Source organism: Mycobacterium sp. TY815, assembly GCF_030755135.1.
Lineage (GTDB): Bacteria > Actinomycetota > Actinomycetes > Mycobacteriales > Mycobacteriaceae > Mycobacterium.
Genome location: NZ_JAUFRX010000001.1, coordinates 1,299,541 through 1,317,040, shown reverse-complemented (window position 1 = coordinate 1,317,040; position 17,500 = coordinate 1,299,541). Strand labels below are relative to the sequence as shown.

20 protein-coding genes and 1 tRNA gene are annotated in these 17,500 nt (G+C 65.8%); 16 read left to right on the top strand and 5 right to left on the bottom strand.

The genetic code is table 11. The features are described from left to right. Position 1 precedes the first annotated feature (1 nt). The 6 genes from QXK92_RS05595 (at position 2) to QXK92_RS05570 (ending at position 3,405) form a co-directional block, all read left to right on the top strand. Positions 2-832 (top strand): cyclase family protein, encoded by an 831-nt coding sequence (locus QXK92_RS05595; protein ID WP_306240672.1) that lies wholly within the window; start codon positions 2-4, stop codon positions 830-832. A 2-nt stretch (positions 833-834) separates the two neighbouring features. Then, positions 835-1,185 carry a cupin domain-containing protein gene (locus QXK92_RS05590; RefSeq protein WP_306240671.1) on the top strand — a complete coding sequence of 117 codons (351 nt, stop codon included), beginning with the start codon at positions 835-837 and terminating at the stop codon, positions 1,183-1,185. Then, positions 1,182-2,012: a 3-keto-5-aminohexanoate cleavage protein gene (locus QXK92_RS05585; protein WP_306240670.1), complete on the top strand. Its 831-nt coding sequence runs from the start codon at positions 1,182-1,184 to the stop codon at positions 2,010-2,012. Before QXK92_RS05590 ends, QXK92_RS05585 begins: the two co-directional genes overlap by 4 nt. A 5-nt stretch (positions 2,013-2,017) precedes the next feature. Beyond that, positions 2,018-2,788, top strand: a complete 771-nt coding sequence (locus QXK92_RS05580; RefSeq protein WP_306244216.1) for an IclR family transcriptional regulator — start codon at positions 2,018-2,020, stop codon at positions 2,786-2,788. Positions 2,789-2,801: 13 nt separating this feature from the next. Next, positions 2,802-3,269 (top strand): lipocalin-like domain-containing protein, encoded by a 468-nt coding sequence (locus tag QXK92_RS05575; RefSeq protein WP_306240669.1) that lies wholly within the window; start codon positions 2,802-2,804, stop codon positions 3,267-3,269. Between the two features lie 62 nt (positions 3,270-3,331). Continuing rightward, a tRNA-Pro gene (locus QXK92_RS05570) sits at positions 3,332-3,405 on the top strand. Positions 3,406-3,803: 398 nt separating this feature from the next. On the opposite strand, the gene QXK92_RS05565 is transcribed toward QXK92_RS05570, so the two are convergent. Further along, complete coding sequence (locus QXK92_RS05565; RefSeq protein ID WP_306240668.1) at positions 3,804-5,138, bottom strand: plasmid pRiA4b ORF-3 family protein; 1,335 nt, start codon at positions 5,136-5,138, stop codon at positions 3,804-3,806. 48 nt (positions 5,139-5,186) lie between these two features. On the opposite strand from QXK92_RS05565, the gene QXK92_RS05560 reads away from it, so the two are divergent. The 4 genes from QXK92_RS05560 to QXK92_RS05545 all read left to right on the top strand — a co-directional run bounded on the left by QXK92_RS05560 (position 5,187) and on the right by QXK92_RS05545 (position 10,007). Continuing rightward, positions 5,187-6,836, top strand: a complete 1,650-nt coding sequence (locus QXK92_RS05560; RefSeq protein ID WP_306240667.1) for an SWIM zinc finger domain-containing protein — start codon at positions 5,187-5,189, stop codon at positions 6,834-6,836. A 201-nt stretch (positions 6,837-7,037) separates the two neighbouring features. Then, positions 7,038-7,994 carry a glycoside hydrolase family 16 protein gene (locus QXK92_RS05555; protein WP_306240666.1) on the top strand — a complete coding sequence of 319 codons (957 nt, stop codon included), beginning with the start codon at positions 7,038-7,040 and terminating at the stop codon, positions 7,992-7,994. A 435-nt stretch (positions 7,995-8,429) separates the two neighbouring features. Beyond that, a complete protein-coding gene (locus tag QXK92_RS05550) occupies positions 8,430-9,125 on the top strand; it encodes a DUF2993 domain-containing protein (protein ID WP_306240665.1) in 696 nt (231 codons plus the stop codon). A 90-nt stretch (positions 9,126-9,215) separates the two neighbouring features. After that, entirely contained in the window at positions 9,216-10,007 is a 792-nt protein-coding gene (locus QXK92_RS05545) for an SDR family oxidoreductase (protein WP_306240664.1), read from the top strand. A gap of 10 nt (positions 10,008-10,017) precedes the next feature. Here QXK92_RS05545 and QXK92_RS05540 read toward each other — a convergent pair whose 3' ends face one another. After that, positions 10,018-10,176: a hypothetical protein gene (locus QXK92_RS05540; protein WP_306240663.1), complete on the bottom strand. Its 159-nt coding sequence runs from the start codon at positions 10,174-10,176 to the stop codon at positions 10,018-10,020. Positions 10,177-10,561: 385 nt separating this feature from the next. Here QXK92_RS05540 and QXK92_RS05535 point away from each other — a divergent pair, with 385 nt between their 5' ends. From QXK92_RS05535 to QXK92_RS05525, 3 genes are all read left to right on the top strand, one after another. Then, positions 10,562-11,068 carry a hypothetical protein gene (locus QXK92_RS05535; RefSeq protein WP_306240662.1) on the top strand — a complete coding sequence of 169 codons (507 nt, stop codon included), beginning with the start codon at positions 10,562-10,564 and terminating at the stop codon, positions 11,066-11,068. A 97-nt stretch (positions 11,069-11,165) separates the two neighbouring features. Then, on the top strand, positions 11,166-11,654 hold the full coding sequence (locus QXK92_RS05530; protein ID WP_306244214.1) for a pyridoxamine 5'-phosphate oxidase family protein: 489 nt from the start codon (positions 11,166-11,168) through the stop codon (positions 11,652-11,654). 488 nt (positions 11,655-12,142) lie between these two features. Then, on the top strand, positions 12,143-12,490 hold the full coding sequence (locus QXK92_RS05525) for a WhiB family transcriptional regulator (RefSeq protein ID WP_371934350.1): 348 nt from the start codon (positions 12,143-12,145) through the stop codon (positions 12,488-12,490). Between the two features lie 101 nt (positions 12,491-12,591). Here the strand turns inward: QXK92_RS05525 and QXK92_RS05520 are convergent, their stop codons facing one another. From QXK92_RS05520 to QXK92_RS05510, 3 genes are all read right to left on the bottom strand, one after another. Then, on the bottom strand, positions 12,592-12,843 hold the full coding sequence (locus tag QXK92_RS05520; RefSeq protein ID WP_306240661.1) for a hypothetical protein: 252 nt from the start codon (positions 12,841-12,843) through the stop codon (positions 12,592-12,594). A gap of 70 nt (positions 12,844-12,913) precedes the next feature. Then, positions 12,914-14,065, bottom strand: coding sequence for a sensor domain-containing diguanylate cyclase (locus QXK92_RS05515; protein WP_306240660.1), 1,152 nt, complete (start codon positions 14,063-14,065; stop codon positions 12,914-12,916). Positions 14,066-14,178: 113 nt separating this feature from the next. Then, positions 14,179-14,643, bottom strand: coding sequence for a TSUP family transporter (locus tag QXK92_RS05510; protein WP_306240659.1), 465 nt, complete (start codon positions 14,641-14,643; stop codon positions 14,179-14,181). Positions 14,644-14,749: 106 nt separating this feature from the next. Here QXK92_RS05510 and QXK92_RS05505 point away from each other — a divergent pair, with 106 nt between their 5' ends. The 3 genes from QXK92_RS05505 (at position 14,750) to QXK92_RS05495 (ending at position 17,449) form a co-directional block, all read left to right on the top strand. Further along, positions 14,750-15,895 carry a cation:proton antiporter gene (locus QXK92_RS05505; RefSeq protein WP_306240658.1) on the top strand — a complete coding sequence of 382 codons (1,146 nt, stop codon included), beginning with the start codon at positions 14,750-14,752 and terminating at the stop codon, positions 15,893-15,895. Between the two features lie 160 nt (positions 15,896-16,055). Continuing rightward, a complete protein-coding gene (locus QXK92_RS05500) occupies positions 16,056-16,349 on the top strand; it encodes a hypothetical protein (RefSeq protein ID WP_306240657.1) in 294 nt (97 codons plus the stop codon). A 107-nt stretch (positions 16,350-16,456) separates the two neighbouring features. Beyond that, complete coding sequence (locus QXK92_RS05495; protein ID WP_306240656.1) at positions 16,457-17,449, top strand: NAD(P)H nitroreductase; 993 nt, start codon at positions 16,457-16,459, stop codon at positions 17,447-17,449. The last annotated feature ends 51 nt before the right edge of the window (positions 17,450-17,500 follow it).

The window sequence follows — 17,500 nt, the reverse complement described above, 5'->3', positions numbered from 1 at the left end:
CATGGAATTCACCTGGCCCCTCGGTAAAGCCGAATCAGCATTGGAGTTCTACGACCTCTCGCACCCGTGGGGGCACGGCGTGCCGGCATGGCCCTACTTCGAGGACGTCAAGATCGAGCGGCTGCACGGGATGGCGAAAAGCCGGGTGCTGACCCAGAAGATCACCACCGTCATGCATTCCGGCACCCACATCGACGCCCCCGCACACGTGGTCGAAGGCACGCCGTTCTTGGAAGAGATCCCGTTGAGCGCATTCTTCGGCACCGGTGTCGTGGTTTCGATTCCCAAGGACAAGTGGGGCGTCGTCACCGCCGACGACCTGGAGAACGTCACACCGGAGATCCGGCCCGGCGACATCGTCATCGTCAACACCGGCTGGCACCACAAGTACGCCGACAGCGCCGAGTACTACGCCTACTCGCCGGGCTTCTACAAAGAAGCCGGTGAATGGTTCGCCGCCAAGGGCGTCAAGGCCGTGGGCACCGACACCCAGGCGCTGGATCACCCGCTGGCCACCGCGATCGCACCGCACGGTCCGGCCGAAGCGCAGGGCGGCCTATTGCCCTGGGCGGTGGCGGAATACGAGCAGCTGACCGGGCGCAAAGTACTCGACGACTTCCCGGAGTGGGAACCGTGCCATCGGGCGATCCTGTCCAAGGGCATCTACGGCTTCGAAAATGTCGGCGGCGACCTGGACAAGGTCACCGGAAAGCGGGTCACCTTCGCGGCGTTCCCATGGCGCTGGGTGGGCGGCGACGGCTGCATCGTGCGTCTGGTCGCGATCGTCGATCCCACCGGCAGCTACCGCATCGAGACGGGCGAGGCGGCCTGAGGATGAACGTGACTCGCGTCTGCGATGCTCCCACGTATGTGGCTCCCGCGCATCACCACGTGTGCACCTCGCGATTGCAGGGCCTGGAAGCCGGGACCACCGAGCGGTTCTGGGTGGGGGTGTCGCTCTACCACCCGGGCGGCATGGCCGAAAAGTCCGCCGCCCCAGAGGAAACGGTGTACGTCGTGCTCGACGGCGAGCTGGTCATCTACACCGACGAAGGGGAGACGGTGCTGGGCCGGCTCGACAGCATGCACCTGGCCAAGGGCGAGACGAGGTCGATCCTGAATCGCTCGGATGACGAGGCACTGTTGCTCGTCACCATCGCGCATCCGGACGGGGCCCGGTCATGAGCGTCATCGTCACCGTCGCACCGACGGGACCCATCGCCACCAAAGCCGACAATCCGGCCCTGCCCACCACGCCGGAGGAGATCGCGACCGCCGTCGAGCAGGCATATCACGCGGGCGCGTCCGTCGCTCACATCCATCTTCGCGACGAAAACGAAAGGCCGACAGCCGATCTCGACATCGCGCGACGGACGATGGATCTGATCGGCGAACGCTGCCCGATCCTGATCCAGATGTCGACCGGAGTTGGCCTCAGCGTGCCGTTCGAGGAACGGGAGAAGCTGGTGGAGCTGCGACCGCGGATGGCCACGCTCAACCCGTGCTCAATGAGCTTCGGCGCCGGGGAGTTTCGCAACCCGCCCACTGCTGTGCGCCGGCTCGCCGGACGCATGGCCGAGCTGGACATCAAACCCGAGCTGGAGATCTACGACACCGGTCATCTGGAGGCGTGTCTGCGGCTGTGGGCCGAAGGGCTGCTGGCCGAACCGCTGCAATTCAGCATCGTGCTCGGGGTGCAGGGCGGCATGGCCGCCACCGCCGATAATCTGCTCACCATGGTGCGCCGGCTTCCCCCGGGGGCGATCTGGCAAGTCATCGCGATCGGTCGGGCCAATCTTGAGCTCACTGCGATGGGCTTGGCCCTGGGCGGCAATGCGCGCGTAGGTCTGGAGGACACGCTGTACTTGCGCAAGGGTGAGCTGGCGCCGAGCAATCTGGCCCTGGTCTCGCGCACGACGCGTCTGGCGCAGGCCCTGGACCTAACGCTGGCCTCCGTCGAAGAAGCCGAGGCCGTGCTGCAGCTGCCGGCCGGGAGAGGAGTTCTGCGGTGACAGCGTTGCCTGACAACTCCGAGGCCCGCAGCGGCGGCATCCAGGTCATTGCCCGGGCCGCGGAGATTCTGCGGGTGCTGCAGTCCCATCCGGGCGGGCTGAATCAGGCGGACATCTGTGAGCGGGTCGGCATGGCCCGCTCGACCGTGAGCCGGATTCTGAACGCGCTCGAAGACGAGGGACTGGTCGCCTCGCGCCGGGGTGGCCGCGGGCCCTACCGGCTGGGTCCGGAGATCGCGCGGATGGCCAACACGGTGCGACTCGGTGTCGTGACCGATATGCACCCGTTTTTGACCGAGCTGTCGCGCAGCTTGAACGAGACGGTGGACCTGTCGATCCTGGACGGCGACCGCGCAGCGTTCATCGACCAGGTCGTCGCGCCGCACCGTCTGCAGGCGGTGAGTGCGGTGGGGGAGACGTTCCCGCTTTACTGCAGCGCCAACGGCAAGGCTCTGCTGGCGGCGCTGCCCGCCGATCAGCTGGCTCAGGCCATGCCCAAGCGGCTGGTGCAGCTGACCACGAACACCATCACCGATCAGGCGGCACTGCGTGCCGAACTGGATCGCGTCCGGGCCGACGGCGTCGCCTATGACTGTGAAGAGCAGACCGAAGGCATCTGCGCGGTGGGCGCGGTGCTGCACGGCGTGAGCGATGTGCTGGTCGCGGTCAGCGTGCCGGTTCCGGCACAGCGGTTCTACGGCCGCGAGGCCGAACTCGCCCGGGTGCTGCGGGCGTGGGTGTCGAAGGTCGACACCCGGTCGCGCACCCGCTACTGAGGAGATTTTCGACATGTCAAAGTCATTGCAGGACAGTCTTATCGGAGCCTGGAGTCTGGTTTCCTACGTGGAGCGGGACAGTCCCGACGGACCGCCCAGGTACCCGCATGGTGACGATGCCCAGGGTCTGATCATGTACACGCCCGACGGTTATATGTCGGCGCAGATCCAGTCCGCGGGCCGGCCGAACTACGACCGGCCGGTGGCCAGCGGTGGCACGACGGAGCAGGCGGCCGCTGCGGCGCTGGGATATCTGGCCTACAGCGGGCGGTACTTCGTCGACAAGGACACCGGCGACATCCGCCACCAGGCGACGCTGTCCCTGGTGCCGAATTACCTGGGCCAATTCCACCTGCGGCACAGCGACCTGGACGGTGACCAGCTCACCCTGTCGTCGGAGTTGACCCTGCCCGACGGGCGGACGGTGTACTCGTCGCTGCTGTGGCGGCGGGCCTCGGCGGGCGACGCGCAGGTGGCCTAGCGGAGCGGGTTGGGGGCTGCGGTAGGCTGTCGACCTGCTGCTGGTTCACGGATCGGCAGCACCGGGCTGTGGCGCAGTTTGGTAGCGCACTTGACTGGGGGTCAAGTGGTCGCAGGTTCAAATCCTGTCAGCCCGACGCAGAGAAGTAGACCTTGAGCTGCGATACCGCAGATTCTTAACCCCAACTGTTGCGTGTCGTTCAGCCCATTCTGGGGACCATAAGGGTGCTGGCGGCGCGCTCGACAGGCTCATTCAGGGGAGTTCGGCCAGTTCGACAGCACGCCGTGCACGCTGCGCGCGCCTGTGCACGTCATCCGGCTCAGCCGGTGGCGCTGCCCTTGTGTCGAATTTGTCCGCTGGTCAATTGGGGTGGTGGCACTGTGAGTCCTATAAGCGTCATGCGCGGGTCAGCAAGCTATCGCGAGGTTGTCGGCGTTTGGGGGACCTGGCCCGGCGCCATTCGGCGACCGCTCGGCGCGCTTCGCGAAGCGCCGGCCAACGACTTCTGGGTCGTCCTCAGCATTGCTTATGCCTTCAGTTCCCGCCGAGCGCCCTACGCGCCAGTGCTGCTGCGGCAGGGCTCACGATATTCCGCCGTGCCCGGGTGACGGGCTGGTCGGTCACGTTGAGCAGGATTTGGTAGATGGCGAGTTGACGTAGGGACGATTCCGAGAGAGACCGACCGTCGGAGTAGCGCCAGCCGAGATCGGCCAGCAGCGCTGTCATCTTGTCGAACGGCAGTTCGGAACCGGCCGAAGCCGACGCAAAGGCCAGCATCAGCATGGTTGCTTGTGCGTCGAACTTCTCTTCGGACTTGGGAATCAACCGACCGGCCAGATGCTCCCACAGCTTGTCGGCGTCACGCTGGGCAACTATGCCAGCCTTGGTCAGCAACAGTGTGCCCTTGTGCTTACGCAGCAGTCCCAACGACTGCACGCCTTCGCGGAACCGCAACAGTGGATAGCATTGGATCTCGCGGTTGTTCTTGCCGACCCAATCATTCATTACAGGAACGATTTTCGAGGCTTCCTCGACGTCAGCCGGTTTGAGGTATCCGGCGGTCGTCAACGGAATGCCGCCGTCTTTGGCGCGGTCCAGAAACCACTGATACGCCCGGAGATTGTCGGCAACAGCGACCGTGTCCGACTGTCGCGCACCGGCCAAGGTGAGCGCCGCCTTCGTCAGGTCGTCGCCATACGGACTGAACGTGAGCCGATGAACCAGGTCGACCAGGCGCACGTCGATGCCTGCCTCGCGCAGCACGAAATACGCGTCGCCGAACCCCTTGTTGACCCGTTCCGGCTCGAACAGCGCGGGGTCAGGGAGCACCTCGGCGAGGCTGTCCACATCGACCAAATGCCCACAGTCTTCCGGCGGAGCCGCTCGCTCACCGTCGACGACAACCGCCGCGGGACAGTCACTCTCGGCGGAAAAGACTTGTTCCAGACGTAGCGTCAGCTCCCAGTTGTCACCGTAATCGTAGAGGTAGTGCAGGACATCGCCGGGCTCACTGAGGGTTTCGTCGAGTCGAGTCTCGGCGGCGGGCAGGCCGTCGTCGTCTTCGGGCCACTCCTTGTTGTCCACGTCGTACGGACATAGGAATAGCTGGCTGTGGCGGTCGAAGGCGCCGCCGCCGAGTGAGAAACGATGCAGGTGCGAGTCGGTCCAGTCGAACGCCACCTGCAGGACCTGGTGCAGCAGGTCCAGCGTCATGTTGGAACGCAGGTCCAACCGTCGCCAGATCGTCGGATCGCTGTCGTCGAGGTGAACCCGCACCCGGTAGACCGCGGCGTCGCCCCGGCGTGCGCGACGCAGATCCGGGCGCGACACGGGTTCTGGCACCAGGCGCAGGTACGGTCGCTCGACCATGCTGCTCACCTTAGAGGTGTCGCGGAGTCGATCGGGCACCATGTTGGTATGCCGTTGTCGGAGAAGGCGCTGCTTGAGGTGGCCGGTGACCGGAGCTATGCCCGGGGTGAAGACTATGTCCGGTACGTCCGAGGGTTGCGAGCGACGGCCGGGAGAGCCTGCGCGTCGGTCCAAGCCAAGCGGGTCTACGTGGTCCAGCTCGAGTGGTCCGGTCCGCAACCTGATGGTTTCTGCACATGCCCGCACGCCGCCGACGGTCACTTCTGCAAGCACCTGGTCGCAGTCGGTCTCGCGGTAATAGACAGCGGCGCCGTCGCCGAGGCCACTGGGGCGGCATCGGCGCTGGAAGCGACCGTGCAAGCGATGGACATCGACGAGCTTCGCGAGCTCGTCATGACCCTCGCCAACCGCGACGGCGAAGTGCGCCGCATGTTGGAGGTTCGCGCCACGGCCGCGTCCGGTGACGACACGACCGCGAAAGCCGAGTTCGAGGCCGTTGTGCGAAACGCCCTGGAATTCCGCGGATTCGTCGACTACCGCGAGTCCTACGTCGTCGCGGAAGCGGGCAGCCAAGTGCTCGACGAACTCGAAATTCACCTCAATGGAGGGTCCGCGGAAGTCGTGCGACCGGCCCTGCTGTCCGCGCTGACTTTGCTACGCACAATCACTGGGCAGGCGGACGATTCGTCGGGTGTGATTGCCGATGAATGCCAGCGGGCTGCCGACCTGTACGCGCAAGCGTGTCGACTGGGTGAACCAGACGGTGTCGAACTCGCAAGATGGCTGGCGACTTTCCGGGCGACCTCGCCGGGATGGCCGACGCTGATCCTCGCGGATTTCATCGACGCGTTCGACGACCATGCGCTTGCGATCTACCGCGCGGCGGTCGCGGACTTGGACCGCCAGCACGCAGGTCGTGACTACCGGAGCCGGCTCGAGGCCAACACCATGTTGCTGGAACTCGCCGATCACGATGGCGATATCGACCGCGCTGTCGACCTTTTGAACGACCGGGAACACCCGCAGTACGGTGCGATCATCGCCCGCTTGCGGGCAGCCGGACGTGACGCAGAGGTAGTCACATGGATCGATCAGGCTGTTGCCGAAGGGCGCACCAGCAGCCACGGCGGCGGTAATAACTATTGGCTGAACCCGTCCGACGTCGCCGATACATACCGGGGAATTGGCCGCATCGACGATGCGATCGCCGTTCTGCGTGCCGACTTCGTCCGGCAGCCTTCGGTCCGTGCGTATCGAGTGCTGCTGGACTTCGCCGCCACGTACGATCGCGCCGAAACCGAACGCGCCTGGGCGCTTGACCACGCGCGGGGATTAGCTGCAGGCCCCGGCGCGGGGGCGGTTCTGGTCCAGCTCTGCCTCAGTGAGGAAGACGTAGACGCCGCCTGGGAGGCCGCCGAGCGTTATGGTCCGGGCTGGGCGTGGAAGGAACTCGCCGCGCAAGGGGCCGAGGCCCGGCCGGTAGCGGCTGCAGATCTGTACCGGCAGTCGCTCGAGAAAGACCTGCGGTATCCGAACACCAAGCTCTACCCGGGCATTGCTGCGACGCTGGCAACAATGGCCGAGCTGTATGAAAGAGGCGGTCGCAGTGCTGATTTCGTGCATTACATCGCAAAAGTCCGGCAAGACTATGGCAGGCGCCCATCGTTGATGAAGGCGCTCCAAAGGAAGGGGCTCTGAGCGACCTGTCTCGCCGGGCGGGCGCGGTGAGCACTCGCCGCGTTAATCCCACCCTTAGGGCATTGCCAATCCGGGGAACCGCCGTATTTTTGGCGTGCTACCGCCGCACTTCTTCCCAGCGCTCGCCGAGCGCTTTCGCCGCCGTGGACACCTTCATCACCAGCCGGCGCTCGCGGTTGGGGCCCGGTCAATGCCGCGGGCGTGGCGGTCGCCGGTGGACCCGGCGGCACCGGTGGCCTGGGTGGGGCGGGCGGTGCGGCCGGATTGTTCGGCACTGCCGGCCAAACAGGGGCCACGGGTGCCACAGGCGGCACGGGCGCCAGCGGAAGCGGTGGGGGCGGTGGCGGATTCACCACGATCTGGCGAGACGACTTCACGGGCTCCGCGGGCTCACCCGTCAACACCGCGAACTGGCTCTACGATCTGGGCCACGGCTATCCCGGCGGAGCAACAAACTGGGGCACCGGCGAGATCGAGTCGATGACCAACAGCACCAACAACGTCTACCTCGACGGCAACGGCCACCTGGCGATCAAGCCGATCAGGGACGCCGCCGGCAACTGGACGTCGGGCCGGATCGAGACGCAACGCACCGACTTCGCGGCGCCTTCCGGCGGAGTGCTGCGCATCGAGGCGTCGATTCAGCAGCCCAATGTCAACACCACCAACGGGCCCGGCTACTGGCCGGCGTTCTGGGCCCTTGGTGACGCGGCACGGCCCGTCGGTGCCAGCAACTGGCCCAGCATCGGCGAGCTGGACATCATGGAAAGCATCAACGGGCGCAGTTCGGTGTTCGGCACGGTGCACGGCGGCACCGCTCCCGGCGGGCCGTTCAACGAGTTCACCGGAATCGGTTCCGGCGAACGACCGGTGACGGGCGCGCAAACCAGCTTCCACACCTACGCCATCGAGCTGGACCGCAGTACGAGCGTCGAACAGTTGCGGTGGTACCTCGACGGCAACAATTACTTCACCGTCAACTCCAACCAGGTCCCCGCCACCGCCTGGAACAACGCCACCCACCACGGGTTCTTCGTCATCCTGAACGTGGCGATGGGCGGAGGCTTCCCGGACGCATTCGGAGGCGGCCCGACCAGCGCCACCCTTTCGGGACAGCCGATGCTTGTCGACTACGTCTCGGTGTCCACAAAGGGCTGATCGGCAAGGCTCCGCCGCAGACACATTCAGCTTGTTAGGGCACCATGGTTGTGGTGACAACGCCGCAAGGGCCACCCCGCGGGAACCCGCCGGAATGGAACCGTCCCACCGAGCCCGGACCCGGCAGGCGGCCGGCGCCCCCGCCACCACCTCCGTCGGGATCACCGACTCAGCGGATCCCGCAGGGCGGTCGGCCCTACCCGCCGCCACCGCGGCAGAACCCACCGCAGCCACCCCGTCGTCCAGAGCCTCCCCAGCCGGGCCGCCCGCTGGCTGCCGGGCCGCCGTTTCCGCCGGCCCGCCCACCCGCCGCACAGGAACAGTCCGGTCCGCCGGAACAGGCCACGACCCGCCTGCCCACCCAACCGCCGCCCGAGAGCGCGCCGGCGAAAAACACCACGCCGACGGCCGAAGAAACCTCTGATTCTGGCCATCGTGCTGGCCGTCGTCCTGGCCCTCGTGGTCGGGGCCGAGTTGCTCGTTCGGCACCTGGCCGGGAACAAGGTGGCGAGCGCCGTCGCGTGTGAGGTGGAGGACAGCGCCACGGTGTCGTTCGCCGCCATGCCACCGATGCTGTGGCAGTACATCAGCAGCACCTACCCGGACATCTCCGTGCAGACCGCCGGCAACCAGGTGCGCAGCGCCAAGGGTATGAAGGTCAGCATCGACATCAAGGACCTGCGACTGAGCGACGCCGGCGGCTCGAAGGGCACCATCGGCGCAGTGAACGGCACCATCACCTGGTCATCGGACGGCATCAAGCAGTCCGTCCAAGACGCCGTCCCGGTGCTGGGCAGCTTCGTGACCAGCAAGGTCACCACCAATCCCGGCGAAGGAACCATCGAACTGAAGGGGATGCTCGACAGCGTCACCGTCAAGCCGCAGATTGTGAAAAACGGACTGTCGCTGCAGGTCGTCAACCTGACCGCCCTGGGCACGAAGATGTCGACGAACACGGTGCAGGAGAACCTGGACAGTCTGACGTCCAAAGCGACCCAGAATTATCCGTTGGGCATCCACGCCGACACCGTCAAGGTCACCGACACCGGCCTGGAAGCGACGTTCTCGACCACGAACGCGACCATCCCCGCCTCGTCACAGAACGGTCAGGACTGCTTCAGCGGATTCTGATCCGGCCCATCCCGAAGCACCTGAACGGCACGCGTCTGTTCCGGCAGTCGGTAGCGCCTTGTGCCCAACCGATGCGGTAGACATGGGCCCGTGAAGATCGACGGATCGGTGGCGGTTGTCACCGGAGCGGGTTCGGGCATTGGCAGGGCCACTGCGGCGGCACTGGCGGCGGCCGGTGCCTCGGTGGTGGCAGGCGACATCGACGCGGATTCCGCGGCGGAGACCGCGGCGCTGATCGGGGGCGTGGGGACAGCCGCCGACGCCGCGAGCACGGACGGCATCGAAACCCTGCTCGACACCGCACGCCGTGCCTTCGGGCCGGTGGACATTTACGTTGCCAATGCCGGCATCAACGGCCAACTCGGCCTCGGCGACGACGAAGCCGCCTGGGACCGGATCATCGACATCAACCTGCGCGCCCACATCCGGGCGGCCAAAGCCGTTGTGCCGCAATGGCTTGAGCGTGGAGCGGGACATTTCGTGGCCGTCGCCTCGGCCGCCGGCCTGCTGACCCAGCTCGGTGCGGCGCCCTACAGCGTCACCAAGCACGCCGCCGTCGGCTTCGCCGAATGGTTGGCCATCAGATATGGCGACCAGGGAATAGGTGTCAGCTGCGTGTGCCCCATGGGTGTGGACACCCCCATGCTGCGCGGCATGTCCGAATCGCCGGACGCGGAGATGCGGATGGCCGGCGCCGCCGTCACCAGTGCCGGGGCGGTGGTCACCCCGGAGACGGTGGCAGGGCTCGTGGTTCAGGCCATTGCCGACCGGACATTTCTGGTACTGCCGCACCCGGAGGTGTTGGCCATGTACCGGCAGAAGGGCGCCGATTACGAGCGGTGGATTGCCGGCATGCGCCGCTACCAGCGCACTTTGCAGTGAAACGGTATGGCTAACGGTGATGCGGCGGCTGCTCGTCACGGAGCCGACTCTCGTCCCACGCCGCGCGCACCTGCTCCTCGTCGCCGAATCTCTCCAGCTCCTCGGGCGTGACGTGGACCCGCGGCCGCTTGGGTGCCGCGGCTGGTGGATGTGAGGGTTCGGCGGGCATTGACGCGATTCTCTCTGTCATGACGTGACGGCGCGGCGGGCTCCGCGGACCATCGGGGGCTGTTGTACATCGTCGCAGCTTCACCGCGACAGCGGCCACTGCCGATCTTCGACGCTATGGCAGGCCGCGCCCGGACCGCCCGCCGCACCCCCCGCCAAACCGCTCTCATGCCAGTATTTTCCGCTCGACAATTCGGCCGCGACGGGAAATCTGCACGCACAAACCGAAGGCCGGGCACTGTCATCAGGGATTATTCCCAGTTATGGCAACGGGATGAGTTTTCAGGCGAGAGACTGTGAGACGTGTGGCAAAGGGCGTCATGGTCAATTTGCTTGCAAACGCAGTTGCCCATCACGCGGCGGTTCTCGTTTGAAGAGGTGAATGAGTGAAGAAATTCGCCATTTTCGGCATCGCGGCAACTGCGTGGCTCAGTATGAGCGTCCCAGTGGCCCAGGCGGATATCGGCGGAAACGTACCCGGCCCCGGTTTGTGTGACTATCCGGGGGTAGGGGGCTCCGGCATGGAGATGGGCGCATACCACTACTGGTGTGACTTCCCAATCGAGGAAAACGGAAGTCGCTGGCACTGCGAGTACGGGGGCGGTGCCGTTCAAGGCGTCGGTGGCGTCAATATCTTCTTCCTCACCGCCCAAGTCATCACTCCGCTGGGTGCGGTCGAGGGCTCGTGCTCATTCCGCTGCCCGGACGGCTCGTTGTCGGCCGCGCCGAATCCACCCGGTGCGTGGAAAAACGGGCTCACACCGAAGAAATGCGTACCGCTGGAGGTATCGCCGATTTCGGAGCCGAATGCGGAGCTGCCGGCGTGGCCGGGGCACCTTCCTGCTGTCACGAATCCGGTGACCCCCAACCCGGTGACGACAGAAAACGATTGAGACCACCCCTTCGACCAGGACCGGGCTTCTCCAGCGCGGTTGAGGAGGATGCAGTCCACGTGCGGTTTGTCCTTGACCGGGTATGTCTGCCGGTGTGCTGAACAATCCTGACGCGGCCCGCGAACTCGGCCATCCCGGTGCCCAGAAGTTGCTTGCGGGGTCGATGGCTCGCCTCGCTTACAACGGCCACGATGGTTTCCCGCGAGTGATTCCCGTCGGGTTCTCCTGGACCGGTGACCGCATCATCGTCTCAACGGCATCCACCGCGCCGAAGGCCCGCGCACTCGCATCGCGCCCGCAGGTCGCGCTGACGATAGACAGCGGCTCCACGCCTGAAGAGGCGAAGGCCCTGTTGGTGCGCGGGCTCGCCACGCTGACAACGGTCGAGGGGGTCACCGAGGAGTACCTCGCGGCGGCGCGAAGGCAGATGGACGGAATCCAACTCGCCGAGTTCGAGCGCAATGTGCGCTCGACGTATAAGCGGATGGTGCGAATCTCCATCGAGCCGGTGTGGGCACGGTTCTACGACTTCGGCGCCGGCCGGTTGCCCGATTTTCTCGCCAACTTGGACGATGAGCTGCCCTGATAGCCGTGGCTTGAGAAGCTTTCAGGAAAAAGACCTCCCTGAGTCACGAGGCGGCGCGACCCAGGGAGGCGTGTGCGGAGATGTTTACGACGCCGGGGCTGGAGGCGCACCCGGTGCCGGGCTGGAGGTCGGCACCTCGCCAGGCGCCGCGGAGCCGGGAACATTTGACGTCCAGATCAAAATGTCCTGCAGCCCGTCGTTGTAGACGACCCCGTTCTGCTCGGTGTTAACGATTGCCGCACCGATCGCGATAGACCAAAACGTGATCGACAGACGGGCGGTCGGAGGTGACGGCACCGTTTTGTGGCGTCCGCACAACCAGGCTTTGTGGCATTGGCGGCCGGTCACGATGTGCACGCGGCCGGCCGGCATTAATTTGCTGTCAGAGCAGCCGGCCGTCCTGACGAAGAATTCGGGGAGCTCGAAATATCGAGACGGTTTCTCGGTTGGCGGATGCACACTGCGGCGAGTAGGAAGGGCATAAATTGTTGTCAGAAATGCGAACGGCCACTCGGCAATTGGGCTTGGCGGTTACCAACAGCAATCCGCGCGCAATGACCGCCGAAGATCGTGCCTGGGTCAGAAACGCTCTGTGCCGCGACACCGATCCCGACGAACTCTTTGTGAAGGGCGCAGCGCAGCGGAAGGCCGCGACCATTTGTCGGAATTGTCCGGTGAAGCGGGAATGCGGCGCGGACGCGCTCGACAACAAGGTTGAGTACGGCGTGTGGGGCGGCCTCACCGAGCGGCGTCGCCGGGCCCTGCTCAAAGAGCACCCCGACGTCATGTCGTGGGCGGACTTCTTCAACAAACAGAACACACGGTTCGCGGGCTAGTTGTTTGCGCGGTGGCTGCGCCACCGGCGTGCTGACTGCGTGCGTACCCGCCGGTGGCCCGACCCTTGCAAGATCGACGGCGTGAGATCTCCCGCTGTCGATTAGCAGGGGTCGCCGTTGGGCGTGTAATACGGCACGCCCTCGGCGGTGTAGCACGGCGGCTGGCCGTTTGCGGCCTGGCTGGCGGCCTCGACGTCGCTGGCCGTCGCCACCCTCGCCGCGGGGTCTGTGCACCCGCCCACCGAGACGTGCCGACCTCCCACGTCGCCGCACACGTCGGCGTGCGCGGCCGGCGCGGGTGCCAGCGCGAAGGAGCCGACCGCTACCAGCGCCGCGAACAAGATTTTGACCATTGGCTGATCGTACTGATCGTCGTCACCGGATATTCGCCATTGCGCGCATTCCATCCGGACCCGGCCGAACCTAACTGCGCCGGCTCAGCTCCGGCATCAGCGCAGACGTGGCATCCGGTCCGATCAATCCCGCCAGGCGTGCCTTGATGCTTGCCTTCTTTTCGGCGTACATCAGTTCGTCAGCGCGGGCCAACAATTCGTCGACCGATGCGGTGTCGGCGGCGGGCGCCTGCACCAGCCCGATGCTGGCCGACAGCCGATAAGGCCGCTCGCCTGTTTGATTGAACCTTTGGAACGCCTCGACCAAGCGTTCTTTCAGCCGTACCGGATCGCCCTCGTTCTCGGTGGTCAGGACCAGGAACTCGTCCCCGCCGATGCGCGCGATGATGTCCGACTCGCGCAGCGTGGTGCGCAGCACCCGGGCCACATCGGTGATGAGCATGTCGCCGACATCGTGGCCGAGTTCGTCGTTGACCCGCTTGAGTCCGTCGAGATCGAGAAAGGCGAGCACACAGTTGCGGCGATGACGCCGCGCGGCCCGCAGCGCCTGGTCCGCGAGCAGGTAAAAACCGCGGCGGTTGTTCAGCCCGGTGAGTTCGTCAGTGACCGAAAGCCGGCGGATTTCCTCGTTGGCCTTCTCCAGTTCGGCGGTGCGGTCGCGTACCCGTTGTTCCAGTTCGCCGGAAACCTGCACATTTTCCATGGCGATCGAGGTCGAATCGGCCAAGGCTTGCAGCAGGCGCACTTCCTGATCGGAAGGCTGGTGCTGGTGCGCCCAATAGTTGCCGATGGCGCCGATCGGGTCGAGCCGGCGGATCGGCACCATCACCAGGCTCCTGACGAAGGTCGGCCGGTAAATGCCCTGCGGAATGCGCGAATCGACATAGATGTCGGGGATCACCGCGGCATCCCGGTTCAGCATGGCCCAGCCGCTGATGCAGGCCTCGATGGGGAAGCGGTTGCCCTTCCACAGCGGCGCTATCGCTTCCTCGTCGGCGTAGTAGCACTTGTCGTTGTCGCGCAACACAAATGTCGCGCCGTCGCAGCCGGTCAGCTCCCGTGCCGAGGTCCGGACGATGCGCTGGATATCGCCGAGGCTGCGGGCCAGGGACAACTCCTGAACCGCCCGCAACAGGCGTTCCATACCGTCGATGTAATCCGACGCCGCGGATTCAGCGGTGGACGTGTGGGAGGGCGCCGGTTCGGACAACTCGGCGTGCATGGGCACCTCCGTACTAGACCGGCCGCTATCGAAAACTCGGCCGACAAGTCAGGGCTGTACGCTACACCGGTCGATCGGATTATGGCCCTTGATTTCACCGTCAGCTGAGTCGCTCAGATCAGTGCCTGCCACGCGTAGACGACGGCGGTGATCACCGCGAGTGCCCCCAGGGTTGCCCGCAATGCGCCTTCGGGCACGCGCGGCGCGATGGCGGCGCCCACATAGCCACCGATCAGGCCGCCTGCTCCGGCCACGATCCCGACGCACCAATCGGGTGCGATGTCCAAGCCGTGCGCAGTGGTGGCCAGAACGGTGTAGGTGGCCGCGCCGACGACGGAAGTGACCAGTGTCGAGGTCAGCGCGGCCGGTGCGACCGTTGCGACGGGCAGACCGCGGGCAATCAGAACCGGGCTGAGCAGTGACCCGCCACCGATTCCGTAAATGCCGCCGATGATCCCAACGGCCAGGCCCAGCAAGCCGATTGAGCGAGATGACAGCTGGCGGAGGGTTGCCTGCCTCGGTGCCTGACGGCGTGCCACCAGCCAAATGCCAAGGGGAAGAAGGACGGTATCGGGCAAACCCGTTCATCGGACCACCGTTTGACTCACCTGGCCGCCCAACGCCATGCCGACCCCGGACCCGTGCAAAATATCTTGATGCGGGTCGAGTCGAAGGTCGGATGACGTGCAGGGTTTCGGCTTCTCGACGCTGGCGCTGGTGACCGCCATCGGTTTTGCCGGTCCGTTGTTGGCCGCCGTTCCCCGGCTGCGGATCCCGGTGGTCATCGGTGAATTGCTCGCCGGACTCGCGGTCGGCAGCTCGGGATTCGGAATCATCGACGTGGGCAACGCGACATTGCAGTTTCTCGCCAATATCGGCTTCGCGCTGGTGATGTTCGTCGTCGGGACCCAGATTCCGGTCCGCGGCCTGCAATTGCGCGCCGCATTGCCGTTGGCCGGCGCACGCGCCGGCTTGGTGGCTGCCGTCGCGACGGCGCTGGGATTGCTCCTCGCCTTCGAGTTTCACAATGGTCACGGTGCGCTGTACGCGGTGTTGATGGCGTCGTCGTCAGCGGCGCTGGCATTGCCGATAATCCAGTCCCTGAAGTCCAGGGCGTCTGCCGTTGTTCTGGTGTCCGCGCAGATCGCGGTCGCCGACTGTGCGTGCATTCTTCTGTTGCCGTTGGCGATTGAGCCGGATCGGGCGCTGATCGCGGCACTGAGTGCACTGTCGATCGCCGGCTGTGCCGTGGCGATCTTCGTACTATTGCGCGAGTTCGACCGCCGGGGGCTGTTGCGCCGTGTGCACGTCCACTCCAAAAAGGACCGGCTCGCACTGGAATTGCGGACCAGCCTGCTGCTGCTCTTCGCGCTGGCGTCGGTCGCCGTCGCCACCCGGGTCTCGATCATGTTGTCAGGCTTCGCCCTCGGCCTGGCGGTCGCCGCCGTCGGCGAGCCACGCCGGCTGGCGCGCCAATTGTTCGGCATCACCGAAGGGTTCTTCAGTCCGTTGTTCTTCGTATGGCTGGGCGCGTCCCTGCAAGTGCGCGAGCTGATCGCGAATCCCAGGTTCGTCCTCCTGGGAGTGGGCCTCGGGGCAGGCGCGCTGATAGCGCATTGCGCTGCCAGATTCCTCGGCCAGCCGCTGACACTCGCCGTGCTCTCCGGGGCACAACTCGGTGTACCGGTCGCGGCAGCGACGATCGGAACGGAGCGCCACCTGTTCGCGGGGGGCGAGGCCGCAGCCCTGATTCTCGGTGCCCTGATCACTATCGGCGGCACGTCGATCGCGGGCCGGCTGGCGGCGCGGCGACACGGCGTGCCGAGCTAAGGACATTCGACCCCCGGGCATCCGTGACCAAGGGCCCGCGCGCCTGGGACTTCGGCACGCTCACGCGGCGACCGAAGCACTGCGGACCGGTTCCGTTGGGCCCTATATGCCGCGGTGCGCTCCTGGTCAGATTGACCCAAGGCTGATCGAGGAGGCCGCAATGACGAAATTCTGGTTATTGGCCACCGACCACTTGACCCTGGGGTGGCTCAACCGGCCGGCGATATCGCCGGTGAGCCTGTACCACGTCACCGACCGGCTTCATGACGGACGCACGGTCGACGTGCCGGGTCACCAGATCGCGCCGACGGTCTCAGGGTGGCTCGCCGAGCTGGGCGTGGAAAGCCCGCTGGTAGACGACCTGGCGCGGGCGGCGCAGGCGGGCGACTGGGCGGCGGTCTATGCCGTCGGTGAGCACCTGTCCGTAGAGGTCACCATTGCCGCGGCCGCTTGAGCAGTAAAGGCACAAAGTCCCGTCGAATGAGGACGCCGTGCCCTCGTCCCGGCGGGGTTGGTCACGCTTTTGTGGATACAGGACATAAATGGAAAGGAACGCAAGGGATGAGCGCACGTTTCCCGGATGAAGGTACAATCCGGACAGTTCTCACGCTGGCGTCTCGGGCGCCGTCGGTACACAACACCCAGCCGTGGCGCTGGCGGGTGCACACGTCCAGCCTCCATCTCTACTCCGACACCAGCCGTCAACTGCCCCACACCGATCCGGACGGGCGCGACTTGATCCTCAGTTGCGGTGCTGCGCTGAATCATTGCGCCACCGCGCTGGCGGCCGTCGGGTGGCAGGCCAAGGTGTCCCGGCTCCCCAACCCGGCCGATCCCAGCCATCTGGCCGCGATCGAAGTGATTCCGCAGGTGCCTGATCAGCGCGACATCGTGCTGGCCGCCGCGATGCCGCGGCGGCGAACGGACCGGCGGCACTACAGCTTCTGGCCGGTTCCCGTAGGTGACGTGGCGCTGATGGCTGCGCGGGCGGCCCGCTTGGGGGCTGCGCTGCACCGGGTCGAATCGATGAAAATGCTGAATACCGTTGTACTGCAGTCGATGTCACAACACGCGGCCGATCCCGCTTACCTGGCGGAACTGACCGCCTGGAGCGGCCGGCACGCGTCTAACTCGGGAGTCCCCGCCCGTAACGCGCCGGCGCCGGACCCGGCCGCGAGGATACCCGGCCGTCGTTTCGCAGGCGCCGCACTGGCCATGCCGCCCGACGTCCACGCAGAAGACGACAACGGCGTGATCCTGGCGCTCGGCACCCGCAATGACGACCGACTGGCCCGGTTGCGTGCCGGCGAGGCCAGCAGCGTTGTGCTGCTGACCGCGACGGCGATGGGGCTGGCGAGTTGTCCGGTCACCGAACCGCTGGAGATCGAGGAAACGCGCGCCGCCGTACGTGCGGATGTGTTCGGCAACAACAACTATCCCCAGATGCTGTTCCGCGTCGGATGGGCCCCCATCAACGCGGACCCCTTGCCGGCGACGCCCCGGCGCGCGCTCTCGGACACGGTGGAGTGGTTGGCTGCTGCGGACGCGCGGTAAGTGGTCGTGAATAACGGCTGTCGACGGTTGACAGCCCCCGCCGAAGTGGAC